Source organism: Blastococcus sp. CCUG 61487, assembly GCF_005222955.1.
Lineage (GTDB): Bacteria > Actinomycetota > Actinomycetes > Mycobacteriales > Geodermatophilaceae > Blastococcus.
In genome coordinates, this window is record NZ_LWUA01000241.1 from 1 (window position 1) to 16,074 (window position 16,074).

14 protein-coding genes are annotated in these 16,074 nt (G+C 71.4%); 7 read left to right on the forward strand and 7 right to left on the reverse strand.

Translation table 11 applies throughout. The features are described 5' to 3' along the window. Nucleotides 1-35: 35 nt before the first annotated feature. Nucleotides 36-1,160 carry a PP2C family protein-serine/threonine phosphatase gene (locus A6V29_RS13885; protein ID WP_137160841.1) on the reverse strand — a complete coding sequence of 375 codons (1,125 nt, stop codon included), beginning with the start codon at nt 1,158-1,160 and terminating at the stop codon, nt 36-38. 414 nt (nt 1,161-1,574) lie between these two features. Continuing rightward, nucleotides 1,575-1,796 (reverse strand): hypothetical protein, encoded by a 222-nt coding sequence (locus A6V29_RS13890; protein ID WP_137160842.1) that lies wholly within the window; start codon nt 1,794-1,796, stop codon nt 1,575-1,577. Nucleotides 1,797-2,213: 417 nt separating this feature from the next. On the opposite strand from A6V29_RS13890, the gene A6V29_RS13895 reads away from it, so the two are divergent. Further along, nucleotides 2,214-3,245: a S1C family serine protease gene (locus tag A6V29_RS13895; protein WP_212719390.1), complete on the forward strand. Its 1,032-nt coding sequence runs from the start codon at nt 2,214-2,216 to the stop codon at nt 3,243-3,245. Nucleotides 3,246-4,390: 1,145 nt separating this feature from the next. After that, nucleotides 4,391-4,678: a hypothetical protein gene (locus A6V29_RS13900; RefSeq protein ID WP_137160843.1), complete on the forward strand. Its 288-nt coding sequence runs from the start codon at nt 4,391-4,393 to the stop codon at nt 4,676-4,678. On the opposite strand, the gene A6V29_RS13905 is transcribed toward A6V29_RS13900, so the two are convergent. Further along, nucleotides 4,664-5,575: an IS5 family transposase gene (locus A6V29_RS13905; RefSeq protein ID WP_137160844.1), complete on the reverse strand. Its 912-nt coding sequence runs from the start codon at nt 5,573-5,575 to the stop codon at nt 4,664-4,666. The two genes, A6V29_RS13900 and A6V29_RS13905, sit on opposite strands and share 15 nt — an antisense overlap. A 169-nt stretch (nt 5,576-5,744) precedes the next feature. Then, nucleotides 5,745-5,942 (reverse strand): hypothetical protein, encoded by a 198-nt coding sequence (locus tag A6V29_RS13910; protein ID WP_137160845.1) that lies wholly within the window; start codon nt 5,940-5,942, stop codon nt 5,745-5,747. A 727-nt stretch (nt 5,943-6,669) separates the two neighbouring features. Between A6V29_RS13910 and A6V29_RS13915 the strand changes: the two genes are divergently transcribed. From A6V29_RS13915 to A6V29_RS13935, 5 genes are all read left to right on the forward strand, one after another. Beyond that, the gene (locus A6V29_RS13915) at nt 6,670-6,870 is read left to right on the forward strand and encodes a hypothetical protein (protein ID WP_137160846.1); all 201 of its coding nucleotides are present in this window, start codon (nt 6,670-6,672) and stop codon (nt 6,868-6,870) included. Nucleotides 6,871-7,518: 648 nt separating this feature from the next. Next, nucleotides 7,519-7,839 carry a M48 family metalloprotease gene (locus tag A6V29_RS13920; protein ID WP_137160847.1) on the forward strand — a complete coding sequence of 107 codons (321 nt, stop codon included), beginning with the start codon at nt 7,519-7,521 and terminating at the stop codon, nt 7,837-7,839. 382 nt (nt 7,840-8,221) lie between these two features. Beyond that, entirely contained in the window at nt 8,222-8,737 is a 516-nt protein-coding gene (locus A6V29_RS13925) for a class I SAM-dependent methyltransferase (protein ID WP_170977873.1), read from the forward strand. 324 nt (nt 8,738-9,061) lie between these two features. After that, complete coding sequence (locus tag A6V29_RS13930) at nt 9,062-11,731, forward strand: putative bifunctional diguanylate cyclase/phosphodiesterase (protein ID WP_137160849.1); 2,670 nt, start codon at nt 9,062-9,064, stop codon at nt 11,729-11,731. 275 nt (nt 11,732-12,006) lie between these two features. Beyond that, entirely contained in the window at nt 12,007-12,636 is a 630-nt protein-coding gene (locus A6V29_RS13935; protein ID WP_137160850.1) for a hypothetical protein, read from the forward strand. Between the two features lie 24 nt (nt 12,637-12,660). Here the strand turns inward: A6V29_RS13935 and A6V29_RS13940 are convergent, their stop codons facing one another. The 3 genes from A6V29_RS13940 to A6V29_RS13950 are packed head-to-tail and all read right to left on the reverse strand — an operon-like array spanning nt 12,661 to nt 15,994. Further along, on the reverse strand, nt 12,661-13,740 hold the full coding sequence (locus A6V29_RS13940; RefSeq protein WP_137160851.1) for a lysylphosphatidylglycerol synthase transmembrane domain-containing protein: 1,080 nt from the start codon (nt 13,738-13,740) through the stop codon (nt 12,661-12,663). Continuing rightward, on the reverse strand, nt 13,737-14,309 hold the full coding sequence (locus A6V29_RS13945; RefSeq protein ID WP_137160852.1) for a hypothetical protein: 573 nt from the start codon (nt 14,307-14,309) through the stop codon (nt 13,737-13,739). Before A6V29_RS13945 ends, A6V29_RS13940 begins: the two co-directional genes overlap by 4 nt. Next, nucleotides 14,306-15,994 carry a phosphatase PAP2 family protein gene (locus tag A6V29_RS13950; RefSeq protein WP_137160853.1) on the reverse strand — a complete coding sequence of 563 codons (1,689 nt, stop codon included), beginning with the start codon at nt 15,992-15,994 and terminating at the stop codon, nt 14,306-14,308. Before A6V29_RS13950 ends, A6V29_RS13945 begins: the two co-directional genes overlap by 4 nt. Nucleotides 15,995-16,074 lie beyond the last annotated feature (80 nt).

A 16,074-nucleotide genomic window follows, 5' to 3' on the forward strand; every position in this document is an offset into this window, starting at 1 on the left:
ACCACCTTGGTGGACGCCACTACCGGAGGACAGGATCAGAGCACCAGTTGTTCCTCCGAACCGGTGTGCCACTCCACTAGGACGATGCTTGCATCGTCCTGCAATTGACCGGCTTGGTGGTTCAGGATGTATCGCATCAGCCGACGAAGGGTCTCGGGAGCCTGTTCACCCGCGGCGCTGGCCCGGATGATGAATTCGCCCAGCCGCTGCTCGCCGAAGAAGTCGCCCGTCGGTGACCGCGCCTCCACGATGCCGTCGGTGTAGAACAGCACACGGTCGCCCCGGCTCAGTTGCAGCTGGCATGGCTCCGGTTTGATGTCCTGCAGTCCCAGTGGTGGACCCGGTGGGCAGTGTGGCGGTCGAATCAAGGTGCCGTCGCGGACGATCAATGGTTCTGGATGGCCGGCGTTCACCCAGCTCAGCAGCCCAGTCTCCAAGTCGAGGCGCGCCAGCACGCCAGTGGCGAATTGGCTGTCCAGGAACTGTTCCGCGATGACGCTGTTCATCGCTGCGGCGATGTCTCGCAGATCCCGCATGTCACGGCGAGCGTGCCGGTAAGCGCCCACTGCGGCGCTGCTGAGCAACGCTGCGGGCAAGCCGTGGCCGACGGCGTCCAAAACCATCAGCTCGGCGGTCGACTCGTTGACGGCATAGTCAAAGGAATCCCCGCCGATGTCGTACGCCGGCTCGAGCGCCCCACTGATCACGAGACGTTCGGTCGCAAAGGTGAGCGGTGGTAGTAACTCCCAGTGGATCTCCGCGGCCAAGCTGAGGGGCCTGCGCCGGCGCAGCCGCAAGAACAAGTCGCTATACGTGTCGTGCGTCATGAGTAGCTCAGCGACAAGTGCGGCGAAGACGCGTGCTCGATCCTCGAGTCCGCTCTCGTCCACATGTGTGTTACTGAGGACGAGCTCGAGTACTCCCACCCGCGCGACTCCGTCCAACAGCGGAATCCATATCCGCTGCGGCCCCTCGTGAGCGGGTGACCGCGTCAATTCCATCCGCCGGTAGGCCAGGCCAGCCACCGAGCCGTCCACGGTGAGCTCCGCGCGGGACGGTACTCCTGGGCCTCGTAGCGGCACCAGGACCAGCTGCTCGTAGTCGGCGAGGTAGACCACCGCCTGCGCTGCACCCAGCAGGCTGGCATGCGTGGCGACCACAGCGCCCAACGCAGCGGGAGCAAGAAGGTGAGACGCCCGCAGCAACGACTGCAGGGGGTCGCGATCAGGGACGGCTTCCCGAGAGGTCACAACTGGACCATGCCATCCTGACCAGTGCGGAGGTTCCCGACTGCCCGGTTGCAGCGCCCGGCTCGCGCAACCGCAACGCGACCTTAGGGGTCGGGCAGGCGCGCGTGACCTGACGTGCGCCACAGCGCAGGGCGCATTGAGGAGAGCCGAGCCGGGTAGGCAGGTTCCCCCGAGCGGTGTTGGCGAGCGAAGGAGCTCGGTGGTGCTCAAAGAGCTTGCGGTGGAACGGTTCCGGTTCGCCTGTCCCGAAAAATGCGGACATGTGTGGAACACCGATTACGACGTCCAGCACGTCGAAGACGGACACGGCATAATCTGGGAGTACTACTCCTTGAACGGCATCCCGGTCACCGCGCCCACCGCCCCGGACTCGGTGAGCTGTCCGCGCTGCGGGCCACCTGGGTACGAGTCGAACTTCTTGCTGTCCGCGAGATCCCGCTCGCCGAACCAACGGCGGGCCAGGCCAATCCTCAGCGACCCCGGCAGCGGGTCGACTCTGCCTGGCAGGCCACCCGAGGGGAAGCCCCGCTCCTCGGCGGCGAGCAACCCGCCACGACAGAATCGCCCGCCACGACGGAACCGAACGAGCCGCAGTCCTGATGGCCCGCGCAGTACGCGACGGAGAGGGTGGGCGTCTGATGCTGGCTGCACTAAAGACTAAACCGCGGCAGGAGGCCGTCGAGCCTCCGCGGCCAGGTCGGTTTCTGGGAGACCGACGTCAATGCGGCAGAGGGGCCGTGCACACCGGCTTGCCCGGCTCCGTCGGGATCTTGAGCAGTGGGAGCTGCAGAGTGCTCACCGCACCAGAGGCGGCACCCGGCGCTGTGGCGGTGAAAAGGGTTGATTGACGTTGAGTGGGTACTCGCCAGGGCCTCGGGCTCCTCAAGCCACGCCTTCGGCGAAGGCGCTTCGCCCCCGGTCTGGCCCGGCAAATGACGGATCCTGTGAGGAGGAAGACGTCACGTGGCGGCATCGACGAACAAGATTCGGATCCTGTGGCCCCTGCTGACTGTGGCGCTGGTTGGTGGCGCGTGCACGGGGACGGACCCCGCACCAAAAAACGAGCCTGCAACGGGATCCTCAGACACCTTGGCCGTGGTTCCGGAGCTCGCGGCGCGGTTGCAACCCAGCGTGGTCACCATCCTGACCTCCGGAGGCAGCGGCAGCGGAGTCGTGTACCGCGACGACGGGCTCATCGTCACCAATGAGCATGTGGTCCGAAACTCCACGACGGTGGAAGTGGCCTTCGCCGATGGGCAACGGGTCCCAGGCACCGTGCTCGCGGCCGATGCCGTCACCGACCTCGCCCTGGTCGAAGCCGACCGCACCGGCCTGCCCGCAGCCGAGTTCCAACGCGAGCTCCCGCAGATCGGGGAGCTCGCGGTCGTCATCGGTAGCCCCTTGGGATTTCAGAACACGGTGACCGCGGGGATCATCTCCGGGCTGCACCGCGACATCCCCGGCAGTGCCAGTCAAAGCCAGGCTCTGGTGGACCTGATACAGACCGATGCCGCCATCAGCCCCGGAAACAGCGGTGGTGCGGTGGTCGACGGTGACGGAGAAGTCGTCGGAATCAGCGAGGCCTACATTCCCCCACAGGCCGGGGCGGTCTCCCTGGGATTCGCTATTCCATCCGCCACGGTAATCGATGTTGTCGAGCAGTTGGAAGAGGACGGGCGGGCAGAACACGCCTTTGTAGGAGTGGAGCCGGCGCCCATCACCCCTCAGATCGCCGAGCAGCTCGGATTGCCCAACACCGACGGCGTCATCGTCAGAGCGGTCGTCCCGGACGGTCCCGCGGCCAACGCCGGGATCGCGCCCGGGGACGTGATCACTGCCGTCGATGGGGAACCCACGGCGAGTCCCGAGGACCTCCTCGCCATCCTCCGCGATCGTGAGCCAGGGGATACCGTCACGATGAGTATCCGCGGGGCCGATGCCCAGGAGCGCGAAGTCGATGTGACCCTCACTGAGCGACCGTCGGTCAGCGAGTGAGAGCAAGTAGATACCTCTCCTCCGTGTTCGCGGTGTCGGCGTACAACTTCACGTGTCGTTGGGCGTACGGCCTGACATGTCATTCCCGCGCGCTCGATGGACGGCACCTCGCAGTGGTGCAGCAACCGGTCGAGGGTGGCGGTGGCAGCACCTCGTCGCCGGCGATCGCGGCCTATTTGGAGAACACTTCGTCAAAGTGAGGATGAGCGAGCCGCGTTCGTGGCGGCAGGCGACCGGCAAGCGATCCAGTTACGCCGTCTGACTGCGGCTGCTGCGAGAGCGGCTCACCGCCATCCAGGTCACTCCCGACAAGGTCCGTGAACACTTCGCACTCCACCTTGGTGGAGCCACTCACCGCGGTTTCTCGCGTGTCTCCTCTGCGGCGGTCCATGTCGACTCCTCACCGGTGGCAGCGCGACCGGGCTGCGCAGGTATGAGCCGCGGTGCCGGAGGCGCATTGTCGCAACGTACGTTCCGCGACTGTGGCCGGCGGAGCGCGTCGACGAGTTGTTGACCGTGTGCCGGACGAGGGACGTGAGGACGGTGAGATGCGTGAGCCGACTTCTCGGTCATCGACCGGCGATGACAGTGCGCTTGGCGATCCAGCTTGCCGATGACCATGGCATGTCGGCTAACGCTGAAGCAGTGATGCGACAGCTTGCCCGGCCGGTCGGGGAGGCAGCGCCGCGCGGACGCCATCGAGCGACCGACCCGGTGCTGCCTGAGCCTGCTGAGCAGGACACCGTGGTCCTGCGGCGAGACTTGGAGGGTTACGGACGCCATGCGGCGCCCGCCGATGCGACGGCCTTTGGGTTGCCAAGTGCACGGGGAACACGAGGTAGGCCAGCGGTCGGCGACGGGATAGGCGGCTCGCTCGGGAGCATGGCCCTTGCGCCGGCGCCGCAGCCCGCGGCGCCGGCCGTCACCGCCCTGTCCGAACGGCCGGCCCCGACCGCGACGGTGTCAGCCTGGTCGGCGATCGTGTCACGACTGGCGCGGTGCCGTGGTGCAGGAAGAGCAGATGGCTCCCTCCACCCAGACGTGCGCCTCGCGGCTGGGCCAGCGCTCCCGGTGAGGGCAGGGTTCCTCCGATAGGCTGCGGCGTCGGGAGCGGCAGTTCCCGGGCCGACCGGAAAGGTGGGCACGTGGGCCGACGTCGCATGCACGTGGATATTCGAGTCACCATGGACATTGACGAGGATTCGCTCCGTGCCTGCATTTTGTTGCCCGACGTCCGACACCTCGGGGTCAGCGCGTCGGAACCACCGGCCGAATCCCTGACGAGCGAGGCGTTCGCGCTGGCTGACGTGCCGACGACGGTTCTGCTTCAGGCGCTCCTGCTGGAGCGCTTGGTTATGGCGGAGGCAGAGATAGCGCACCGCATCGAGGAAGGCCTCGACTATGCGTCATTCACCCTCCTAGGCCCTGTTTGATAAGTCGCGGAGATAGATGTTGATGTTGGTGATCTCGACGGTGGCGTCGTAGCGGACGGCGAGCTTGTCGTACCGGGTGGCGAAGGCGCGATTCTGTTTGTGCCGGTTGATGCCACACTCCACGGCGTGCCGCTGCTTGTAGCGGTCCCGGTCGAACGCCGGGGGTCGGCCGCCGGCTGAGCCCTTGGCGCGGCGGTGGGCCAGCTGGTCGACCTTGTTCGGGATGGTCGCGGGGATGCCGCGTCGGCGCAGGTAGGCGCGGTTGGCGCGGCTGGAGTAGGCGCGGTCGGCCAGCACCCGGTCCGGCCGGGTCCGGGGCCGTCCGGGCCCGGATCGACGCGGTACCCGGATCCGGCCGAGCACCACGGTGAACTGCGGGCTGTCGGCTGCCTGGCCGGCGGTGAGCGCCGTGGCCAGCGGCTTGCGGCCGGCCTCCACGGCCAGATGCACCTTCGTCGACAGCCCGCCGCGGGAGCGACCCAGTGCGTGGTCGGCCGGCTCCCCGACCGGCGGCTGGACCTGCTGCTCGGGATGGCGGCGGGCGCCGGCGGCGTGCTGATGGGCCCGGTTGACCGTGGAGTCCACCGACACCGTCCAGTCGATCAGCCCGGCCTCGTCGGCCAGCGCCTGCAGCGCGGTCTCGATCACCGTCCAGCGGCCGGCCAGCTGCCAGGCGCGGAACAACCCGTACACGCACTGCCAGGTGCCGTAGCGCTCGGGCACATCCCGCCACGGGCATCCGGTGCGGGTGCGGAAGCGGATGCCGTTGATCAGCGGCCGCAACGACCAGCGACGAGGTCGGCCCATCCGGGACCTGACCGGGAGCAGTGCCGCCAGGATCATCCACTGCTCGTCGGTCAGGTCGTGGCGGGCACCGGCCGGTAGGGTGCCGTCCACGAGGTCTCCGTGGTGAGGGTCTTCTTGGTCGTTGATCCCTCTACCGGAGACCTCGCCTACTTCCCGGCACCAACACGCCCGATCAGCGCTTCCGCCGACTTCTCAAACACGGCCTAGACGTGGACGTCACCGCCAGCGACGGCATCTGACGGCGAACAGAGCCTCTTCGTCAACCGGCGACTGCGGACAAGACGGGTCGGCGATCCCCGCCCATGGTGGCCGCCGCTGCGGTATCGAACGCGACGAGGCTGGCCTTGCCGGCCCGCTTGGCGGCGTACATGGCGGCATCCGAGCGGGTCAGCAGTGTGTCGGCCGTTATCGGCGGATCGTCTGCGGTCAGCGCGGCCAGGCCGAGGCGTACCAGCACCAATAGGTTTTACCCGACGCCCACAGGAGGCACGCCGTGGCAATCAGGGCCCACGTTGCACGGATCCGCCGGTCGCCGCCGTGCCGCATGCGCCATGTCGCCCCGATGGCGGCAGCCAGCGCGGCCCCGCCCTGAGCGACGTCCGAGACGTCCGCCGCGATTGTCGTGGGCAGGAGCCACAACAAGAGCAGGCAGCTCACCATCGTTACGACGGTCGCCGCTATCGCAGCGCGCGGCGGTGCCGCCGACTGCCTGGCCATGTCTCGCCTCTGGGTGGTCTAGGTCCTTGACACCGGAGTGATCGGCCAGGCCCCGTCAGAGGTGAACTGCGGATCCCTCGCTCGGGTTACCAGGTGGTCAAGCGTGAGCCCCCACACCGCATCGAGGCAGGGACCCTCGCCGGGTCGGTGTCGCAACGCGTCGCCGTGGTGTGTCAGCCTGCCCGGGGCAGCGGCCGAGAAGGTCTGCCGGCGCTTGTCCACAGGCAGGAGCTGTCGGCGCTGCTCGCGCCGCCGATGCCTTGCTCGGCGACCTGGACGGTTCGGTTGGGCAGGTCCTGCAGGCTCGACCAACCGAGCTGCTCCCGGGCTGGCCGGTCCGTCACGTCCATCGAGTGCACGCGAGAACGACCGGAGGAGCGCACTCCAGTACGACGAGCCTACGGCCTCGTAGTGAGTCAGTAAGTCGGCGACCGACTCTGTCGCCGGTGACGGCTACCGTCCGCTGCATGCCGAGAGCTGCGTACTGCCCTGACTGCGGTTACCTCATCGACCGTCGCCACGACGGCACCGAGCAAGGCATCGACGAACGCACCGACCCGTGGGTGTTCGTGGACCACGACCGCGACGACGAGAGGGGCGGCACGGTCTTCCGCAAGCCCTGTCCGGCCTCGGGTCGCAATCCGTGGATCGCGGCGCACTGCATGTAGCCCCTCGGCCGGGGTGCCCGCCAGTGGCAGGACACCCCGGCCGGGCACCGGGAGGCGCGGCGAGCCGCGCAGGTCGCCCGTGGCCGGGCCAAGGGCAGGACCGGCGCGTGGCCCGCGAGCGGCCTGCAGGTCGCCTTCGCTGCTCGGACCGCCGGGCTGACACCGTCCGGCGCGCTCGGCGTTGACGCCCTCGCCGCGGGTCTCATGACTGCTGCTCGGCGGGTCGGGCCGGTGGCAAGTGGCTGCCCTGCTGGCCTGGTTGGCGTCGGAAGCGGCGCTGTCCATCCCGGCTGGTGAGCGGATCGCGGTGCGGCTCGACTACCGGTTTCGCCGACCGAGCACCACCAGGCTGCGGCGCTGGCACCGCTGTGAGCGGCGGCGCTGCGCAGGACCGAAACTGCGGCTGGCGACGTCGGTCTGTACGTGCGGTGCGGCCGCCACGTCAAGGCCTACGCCGTCGGTCGGCGCAGCAACGCGGTCACCACCGGGCTGATCGCGCGGTACCGGGTACATCGGCTCCGCCGATGAGGTGGTGGCCGTGCTGGCGCACGAGCTTGGTCCTCACGCCACCGGAGCCACGGGGCCGATGCTGCTCCTGTCCTGGATTGCCACGCGGTGGCGGCATGGCGGCGAGCCTGCTAACCGGTCTTGTCCATCCTGTCCGGCCGCCAGCTCCGCCGCGGGCCCCTGATCGTCGTGGTTGCCGGACTGACTGTCGCCGTGGCGCGGACACTGCACCAGAGCCAGTGGATGACGGGGGGAGTGCTGGTCTTTGTCGGGCTGGCGGCGGTGCTTTGTCCCCTCGCCGACGCCGCGATCAGCCGGCGGGCCGAGTTGGCCGCTGACCGCTTCGCTGCCGACCACGGCCTCGCGCTTGAGCCGGCTGCCGCACTTCGCGCGCTGAACGACGGCGGTCAGGACGGTCCGAGGTCGTTGCGGCGGCTCTGGTTTGATGCACCCGCCTTCTGATCGGCGGATCGCCGCGCTGACAGTGAGGGCGGCGCCAGACCGCACAGGTGGCGACAGTCCGGCTCCCGCCCGAACTACGACAGCAGTGCCGCCAGCGTGACGGTCAGGTCGGCCGGGTGTGCCAGCTTGTGTGCCAGCGAGTCCCGTCCACCGCGGTTCCGGCGGGTTCACCGCCGTTCACCCACCCGTACTGACCTGCGCTTTGAACGAGAACGACCCGGGAGGAACCGTTTCCCGAGGAACTTTTAATCCGCGGGTTCGGGGTTCGATCCCCCGGGGGCCCACACGCCCGGTGTGCGAGCCGGCCGACGATGTGCGGCGGCGGCGCATTCGAGGGCCGGGAATGCGCCGCGAGCGCACACCATCGGCCACGACCCGGGGCATGGGGATTCCGGTGCCGGCCCGCGTCCGCTGGGCGGTCGACGTGCTGGATCCGGCGCCGGCCGACCGGATCGTCGAGATCGGCGGCGGCCCGGGCGTCTCGGCCGCCCTGATCTGCGACCGGCTCACCACCGGCCACCTGCTCGCCGTCGACAGGTCCGCCGTCGCGGTCAGGCGGACGACGCAGCGCAACGCCCACCACGTGGCGTCCGGGCGGCTGGACGTCGTCCAGTGCGAGCTCGACGCGCTCGACGGGCCGCCCGACGGCTTCGACGCCGCGCTCACCCTCGACGTCAACCTGTTCTGGGTGCGTGACGCGTCCCGGGAACTGGTCGTGCTCCGGCGGCTGCTGCGCCCCGGGGGCCGGCTGCACGTCCTCTACGGCGCGAGCGGGCCGACCGGCGGCGAGCGCGTGCTCGGCATCGTCGAGGAGGCACTGCGGCGGCACGGATTCGCCGAGGTCACCGGCAGGACGGCCGACGCCGGGTTCGGTGTCTCCGCCCGCGCTCCCGGCTGACCTCCGGGCAGCGCCGTCAGGTACGGGACCGTGCCCGGGCGACGTGGCTCCCGGCGGGCGGCACGGACAGCGACCGGCGGCGACGCAGCTGAGCGGGCAGGCGCGGCCCGGCCGGGGGTGGGCCGACCTGCCGAGGGCGGTCGGGACGGGCGTACGGGTCGGTCACGGCGCTCCTCGGGTCTGCGGTGGGTGCCGAGCTTCGCCGTCGGGTCTGACACTTCCAGGGGCGCAGCCTGTGAATTACCTGACCGCGGCCGTGTCCCTACCCCCCGTTGGGGGTGGGAGGCGTTCTCAAGAGGTTTCGCGGAGTGCCGATACGAATGCGTGCGAAACTTCCGGGGTCCCCAGCGCAAGCGGCGCGGTGCGCCGCTGTGGCGGTACCTCACTGCGCTCGTCCTCCTGCCGATGGTCGGCGTCGTCGTCCTGGCGGCGGCCGTGGCGCAGGACCGTGCCGCGGAGGCGGCCAGCGCCGAGCACGCCGAGGAGTCGGTCCGGCTCCTGGGGCTGCTCGACGAGGCCCGCAGCGGTGCCGAGCAGGAGCTGATCCCGATCCTCTCGCTGCGCGTCATCGCCGACGACGCCCTCGTGGCGGCCCTGGGCATCCCGGAGCCCCTCGTCGAAATCCAGCAGCAGTCCGCCGCCGACGACGCGGCGCGGGCCCGGCAGCGCACCGATGACGCGCTCGCGCGCATTCCGGCCGGTGCGCCGGGCGCCGACTCCGCCGCGCGCGCCGCGGCAGCCCTCGCGGAGCTGCGGGACGTCAGCCCCGACGGCCCGCTGAACATCGACGACATCTACCTGCAGATGCTCGCCATCTCCACCGACCTCATGACCGCCCAGGAAGAGGTGGCGGCGATCGCCACCTCCGAGGGCGTGCCCGTCGCCACCCTGGGTGCCATCCGGGACGTGCAGACCATCGCGCGGCTCACCCACGTCGCCAGCCGGCAGATGCCCCTCTACATGGGGTCCCTGTTCGTCTCCGACGCCGGGAGCGTCATCGGGTCGCACACCGCCTGGCAGACCACGTGGCTGGACTACCAGCAGGCCCAGCACCAGATGGCCGGCTTGTCGCAGCCGCAGCTGCGCGCGGCGTGGGAGGACGTGCGCGCCACCCCCGCCGTGGTCGAGATCGAGGGCCTGCTCGCCGCGGGCGCCGCCGGCACGGCCGACGGCCAGTTCGCCATCGAGCAGATGGTCCGGCTGCTGGTGAACAGCCAGGAGCGGAGCGCGCTGCTCACCGGCCTGGTCGACCGGGCGGTGGACGAGGCGCAGGCGATCGTCGCGCAGGACCGCCAGCGCGCGGTCACCGCCCTGAACACCGTCCTGGCGCTCGGCGCCCTGCTGCTCGCCGTCTCGCTCGTCGGCGCGCTGCTGCTCGGCCGCCGCGTCGCCCGGGCGCTCCGTCTGCTGGCCGGCCAGGCCACCGAGATCAGCCAGGGCTCCCTGGTCGAGGTCGAGGTCGACGGTCCGCGCGAGGTCCGCACCGTGTCGGCCGCGCTCGGCGCCGCCGTCGCCGGCCTGCGGCGCATCCAGGACCAGGCGCAGGCGGTGGCCCGCGGCGACCTGGACGACGCCCTGCTCGACCAGCCGCTGCCCGGCCCCCTCGGCGAGGTCGTGCACGCGTCGGTCAAGGAGATCGTCCACTCCGTCCGCCAGCGCGAGGAGCTGCAGTTCGCCCTCGCCCACCAGGCGACGCACGACGCGCTCACCGAGCTGCCCAACCGCGCCCAGGCGGTCACCCTCGTCACCTCGGCGCTGCACCGGGCCCAGCGGTCCGGTGAGATGACCGGTCTGCTCTTCGTCGACCTCGACGGTTTCAAGGCCGTCAACGACGGCCACGGGCACGCGGCCGGCGACGAGGTGCTGCGCGAGGTCTCCCGGCGGTTGCGTGCCGCGGTGCGGCCGGGCGACGTCGTCTGCCGCCTGGGCGGCGACGAGTTCGTCGTCCTCGTGGAGCCGGTGCAGGCCGAGGGCGACCTGCTCGAGCTCGCCCACCGGCTGATCGACTCGGTCAGCGCGCCGATCCCCGTGGCTGGCGAGGTCGTCCGCATCGGCGCGAGCGTCGGTGTGGCCGTGAGCCGGGACGGCGGAACCGACGCCGACCTGCTGTTCGCCGAGGCCGACACCGCTGCCTACCGCGCCAAGGCCCACGGCCGCGGCCGGGCCGAGATCTACGACGAGACCCTGCGCCGGCAGCTGACCGAGCGCGCCGAGTTCGAGGCGGCCATCTCCTCCGGCCTGGCCGACGGCGAGATGTACTTGGCCTACCAGCCGGTCGTCGACGTCGCGTCGGACCGGCTCACCGGCTACGAGGCGCTCATCCGCTGGGAGCGGCCCGGCGTCGGGCTGGTTCCGCCGGACCAGTTCATCCCGGTCGCCGAGGGTTCCCGGCTCATCGGCGAGATCGACCGCTGGGTGCTGCTCGAGGCCACCCGCCAGCTCGCCGAGTGGCGCGTGCAGAGCCCGGCCGTGCCGGGTCAGCCCGAGCCGACCATCGCGGTGAACATCTCCGGCCGGCACCTGGCCGACCCGCGTGTCCTCACCGACGTCGCCGACGCGCTCAGCGCGTCCGGTCTGCCGCCCGAGCTGCTCATCCTCGAGGTCACCGAGACGGTGCTGGTCGACGACCCGGTCGCCTTCGAGCACCTGACCGAGCTGCGGCGGATGGGCGTCGGCATCGCCATCGACGACTTCGGCACCGGCTACACCTCGATCGGCCAGCTGCGGAACATGCCGATCGACACGCTGAAGATCGACCGGAGCTTCGTGGCCTCCACCGAGCCCGCCCACCGCGAGCTGGTGACGCTGATGATCCGCGCCGCGCACACGTTCGGCCTGACCGTCGTGGCCGAGGGCGTCGAGGAGCCCGCGCAGCTGGCGCGGCTCAAGGCGCAGGCCTGCGACCAGGCCCAGGGCTACCTGCTCTACCGCCCCATGCGGGCGGACGAGGCCGGCGCGCTGCTGCGCACGGAGGAGCCCGCCGGCACGTCCTGACGGACACGCCCCCGCCGGCGTGACCGACCGTCGGGGGTCCGGATCCCCGCGTGCGGACGCCGGTCCTGTCGACATGTGGCCCCGCGTAAGGGCTGGTCACCGGCCCGTACGGGGGCCTCCGCAACGATCCGGCCACGCGTCGACCCAACGCGTCGCCGCGGGCCCTGCGCGGCGTCGGCGTCGCCTAGTTTTCTCCCATCGCCACGGACGGGTCCCCCCGGACGGCGATGCCCGCCCCGCACTTCCCCGGGGGGCGGGGACTCCTCCATGGATGGATGGACAGCGTGAGTGTCATGGGTGGGCTGCCGAGCAGCCAGGTCGTCGCCGGAGCGTCGGGCATCGAGGGGTGGTGGCTCGTCGGCAGCGACGGCGAGGGCACCGGTCCCGTGGTCGCCGGTCCGTTCTCCGATCGCGCCGAGGCCGGCTGGTCGGCCGCGGCCCTCGCGGACGGGCGGGCGGTCCGCCCCGTCTACGGCAGCCGCCGGCCGCACGGGGAGCTGCGCCGCCGGCCCTCGCCGGAGGAGTGGGCGTGGCTCGCCCACCTGACCGAGCAGCTGGACCGGGTGCCCGACGAGTGGGCTCCGCTGCTATCGGAGGAGGACCCCCTCACCACGCTGCTGGTCGAGGTCACCGCGGCGCTCAACGAGGCGGGGCTGTCTCTGCACGACTCCTCGGGTCCGGAGGGAACCGTCGGCGGCGCTTGCCTGACGCCCACTCCGGACCAGGACGGCGTGGTGGTCGCCTGGCGGCAGCACGACCGGATGAGCGTCGACCAGGTGCACGGCGCGACCGCCGACGCCGCCGTCCAGCGGGCGATGAACCGGGCGCTGTCCGAGGTGCTGGCCGCCCGCGGGTTCGCACCCGAGCCGTGGGGAGCGGCGGTCGTCGTCCGCCGGGTGCTCTGACGGGGAGATGACGGGCGCGCTCCGTCACACCGACTCGGGCACCAGCGGGGTCCGGGGAGCGGTGTTGGGCGCGCGCCGCCACGACCGGTTGTGCCGCCAGAACAGGTAGGTCCCCAGCCCGATCAGGATCGGCAGCACGTAGGTGAGGGCCCGGAACACCAGGACGGCGGCGGCCACCATGGCGCGCGGTCCGCCGGCCGCCGCCAGGCCGGTGATCAGCGCCAGTTCGACCACGCCGAGACCACCGGGGGTGAACGGGACGGCGGTCAGCAGCCGGGCGAAGGCGAACACGGCCAGCGCCTCCACCGCGCTGACCTGGTCGCCGTCCACGCCGGCGAACCGCAGGCTGAGCAGCAGCAGGAGGAACAGCGAGAGGTGGCTGACCAGCGTCACCAGCGTGATCCGGTGCCAGCGCGCCCGCAGCAGCAGCGCCGTCCGGTCGCGGAACTTCGTCGTCGCCTGTTCCCAGCCGCTCACCGGCCCGCCCCCGAACGGCCGGCGCACGGCCGAGACCACCGCCGCCGCCCCCCGGCCGATCCGCTCGGCTCCCTCCCGGCTGCGCAGCAGCGCGCCGAGCAGCGCCACGGCCAGGACCAGCGCGCCGAGGCCGGCCAGCCCCGCGGTCAGCCGGCCCGCGGTCAGCGGAGCGCTGAACGCCAGCAGCACCAGGGCGAGCACCGGCAGGGCCAGCTTGGCGAAGTTGTTCCACAGGCCGGCCACGAGCAGCGCGACCGAGGTGCGGGAGCGGGAGAACCCCCACGACGAGTTCATCGCATAGGTCAGGCCGAGCGCGAGGGCCGCGCCGCCGACGACGGTGTTCGAGACCGCCGTCGTCGTCTGGGTGGAGACGAACGCCTGCCGCAGCGTCAGCCCGGGCGTCGCGGCCACCATGACGAACTGGTAGGTGGCCAGGTTCCAGGCCGCGGCGACCACGAGGATCGTCAGCTCCGGCCAGGTCATGTCCCGGACCGTCGTGCCGACGTCGGCGAGGCTGGTGAACTGGGGGAGGAACCAGGCGAACACGGCCGCCACCAGGGCCAGCGAGAGCAGCCCGCCCAGCAGCCGTCGACCGCGCGGGGACAGGGCGCTCGGTCCGACGGTCACGGGTCCAGCTCCAGCCGCCCCTCGGTCTGCTCCCGGACGGCGGCGCGGACGGCGTCCCGCGGCACGGCGCCGATCCCCTGGGTCGCGAAGCCGAGCGGCTCGGCCCGGTTCTCCCCGGCCACGCGGAAGAGCACGCTGATGCAGCCGCCCGCGAAGACGTAGAAGCGCGTCCCCACGTACTCCGGGGTCACCGAGGTGACCTGCTCCCACCGCTGCATCCCGTCCCGGTCGCTCGGGATGCGGGTGGCGCCGGAGGTGTCGCAGCGCTCGTCGAGCCGGATCTCCACGGCGTGCCGGCCGTCGCGGTCGGAGTCGAGCCAGAAGCGGGCGTCCTCGTCGGTGGCCTCGAGGCCGGAGACGTCCCAGCCCAGCGGGATGACCTCCAGGCACGGCACCCAGCTGGCGGTCGGCACCGACTGCGCCAGCAGCACCACCCCGTTGGCCGGGTTGCCCTCGTCGCCCTCGCGGCAGGCGACCACCTCGGAGTCCAGCAGCTCGGTCCGCACGCAGCCGACCAGCAGCAGCGGAGCCAGGACCGCGAGCGCCGCCCGGCGCCTGCACCCTCTCACAGCGGCGACCCGAGCAGGCCGACGGAGACGACCGCACCGACGGCGGCCGCGGCGGCCGCCAGGGTGACCACCGTCAGCCCGAACCGTCGCCAGGTCCACCGCTGGATGTGCACGGGCGGCAGCTGGAACGGCAGCAGCCGCAGGAAGTCCGCGTGCAGGTCGCGGCCCTGCTTCGCCTGCTGGCGCAGCATCCGCCGCAGCTGCGTGGGCATGGTCAGCCCGCGGGTGGCGGCGAACGCCTCGGCGATCTCCTCGTCGCTGAACTGTCGCCGGGCCCGCGCGTGCACCCGCGCCGCGTGGGTGCGCAGGGCCAGCACCAGCATCATGTTGGCCAGGTCGACGGCCTGGCGCCACGGGCTGGGCCGGACCTCGGCGAAGGCGGAGTCGATGAGGAACAGCTCGCCGTCGCGGACGAGCAGGTTGGCCGGCTTGATGTCGCGGTGGGCCATGCCGATGTCCCACATCCGGCGGACGGCGGCCAGGCCCTGGTCGATGATCGCCTCGTCGATCTCGGCGTCGCCGGCCTCCTGCGCGCCCGAGATGAACTCGGTGACCAGCAGGTACTCCCGCTCCGGGGTGATCTCCACGATCCCGAGCGGATGCGGCACCGGCAGCGACGCCTCCCAGAACAGCCGCAGGATGTAGTCCTCGTACTGCACCAGCCGGCGGACGCTGTGGAACGGCTTCTCGTCCTCCAGCCGGCCGTAGAGCAGCGTGCGACCGAGCTTGTACCAGCGGTCGGACCGCACGTGGGTGATCGCGTAGAGCTTCGCGAACACGCAGCTCTCGCAGTCACCGGACGACGGATGCGCCTTGACCGCGATCTTCAGCGGGGTGGAGCCCCCGGAGCCGGCCAGGTTGAACGGCGTCACGTCGGTGGCCAGCAGCCCGAGCTGGTCCTGCAGGGCGCGGACGATCGCGTCGCCGCGCTCCCCGGAGACGTCGAGGTGCGCGGGGCGCCCCCGGCTGTAGCGCACCGGGTAGACGGAGTTCGGGGTGAGCAGCCGGAAGGCGGCCAGCGGCGCGGCCACCCCGAGCACCACGCCGGCGACGATGCCCGAGGGATGGTCCTGGGCCAGGTAGAGCCGGGACAGCGCGGTGACGACGATCAGGCCGCAGACCACCCACTTGCCGATGGTGCGCGTCCGGCCGGGCGGGACCAGCGAGTAGACGGTGCTCACCAGGAACGCGGCCAGCACCGTCATCGGCAGCGACGGCATCGCGAACCCGGACCACGAGCCGATCAGTTCCACCTCGAAAGGCCGCGGCCGCTGGAGCGTCGTCGCCATGATCGCGGCCACGTTGACGACGACGAGGACGACACCGAGCCAGACGAACAGGTGCCGCCAGCGGCGGAAGACCACCAGCAGCGCCACGTTGGTCAGCCACATGGCGTGCAGGGCGCCCTCGCCGGCCAGCGAGCCGGTGACCCGGGCGACGTCGATGCCGAGCGGGGAGCGGAACCCGGCGAACACCTGCAGCACGCGGGTGTCGACCACGTCGAAGTACCGGATCGTGCCGGTGACGACGACGACCAGCCAGGCGAGCAGGACCACGCCGCTGAGCCCCAGCCACCACCGGCCGGACGTGCGCAGCTGCCGGGGGAGCGCGGGCGGCTCGCCCGAGGGACGGCGCCGCCGGCGCACGCGGGCGATGGCCGGCGCGGCCGGGCTCGCCGGCCGCACGACCGGCCCCGCCGCGGCCCGGCGGAGGCAGGGCCTGTGGCACCGTCGCCATGCCAGCGCATGCTGCTCCTCGGGCGGCG

Coding starts and splice junctions, on each gene's coding strand:
- A6V29_RS13915 (WP_137160846.1), top strand. CDS start 6,670: ATGCCGAGAGCTGCGTACTGCCCTGACTGCGGTTACCTCATCGACCGT.
- A6V29_RS13925 (WP_170977873.1), top strand. CDS start 8,222: ATGGGGATTCCGGTGCCGGCCCGCGTCCGCTGGGCGGTCGACGTGCTG.
- A6V29_RS13935 (WP_137160850.1), top strand. CDS start 12,007: ATGGACAGCGTGAGTGTCATGGGTGGGCTGCCGAGCAGCCAGGTCGTC.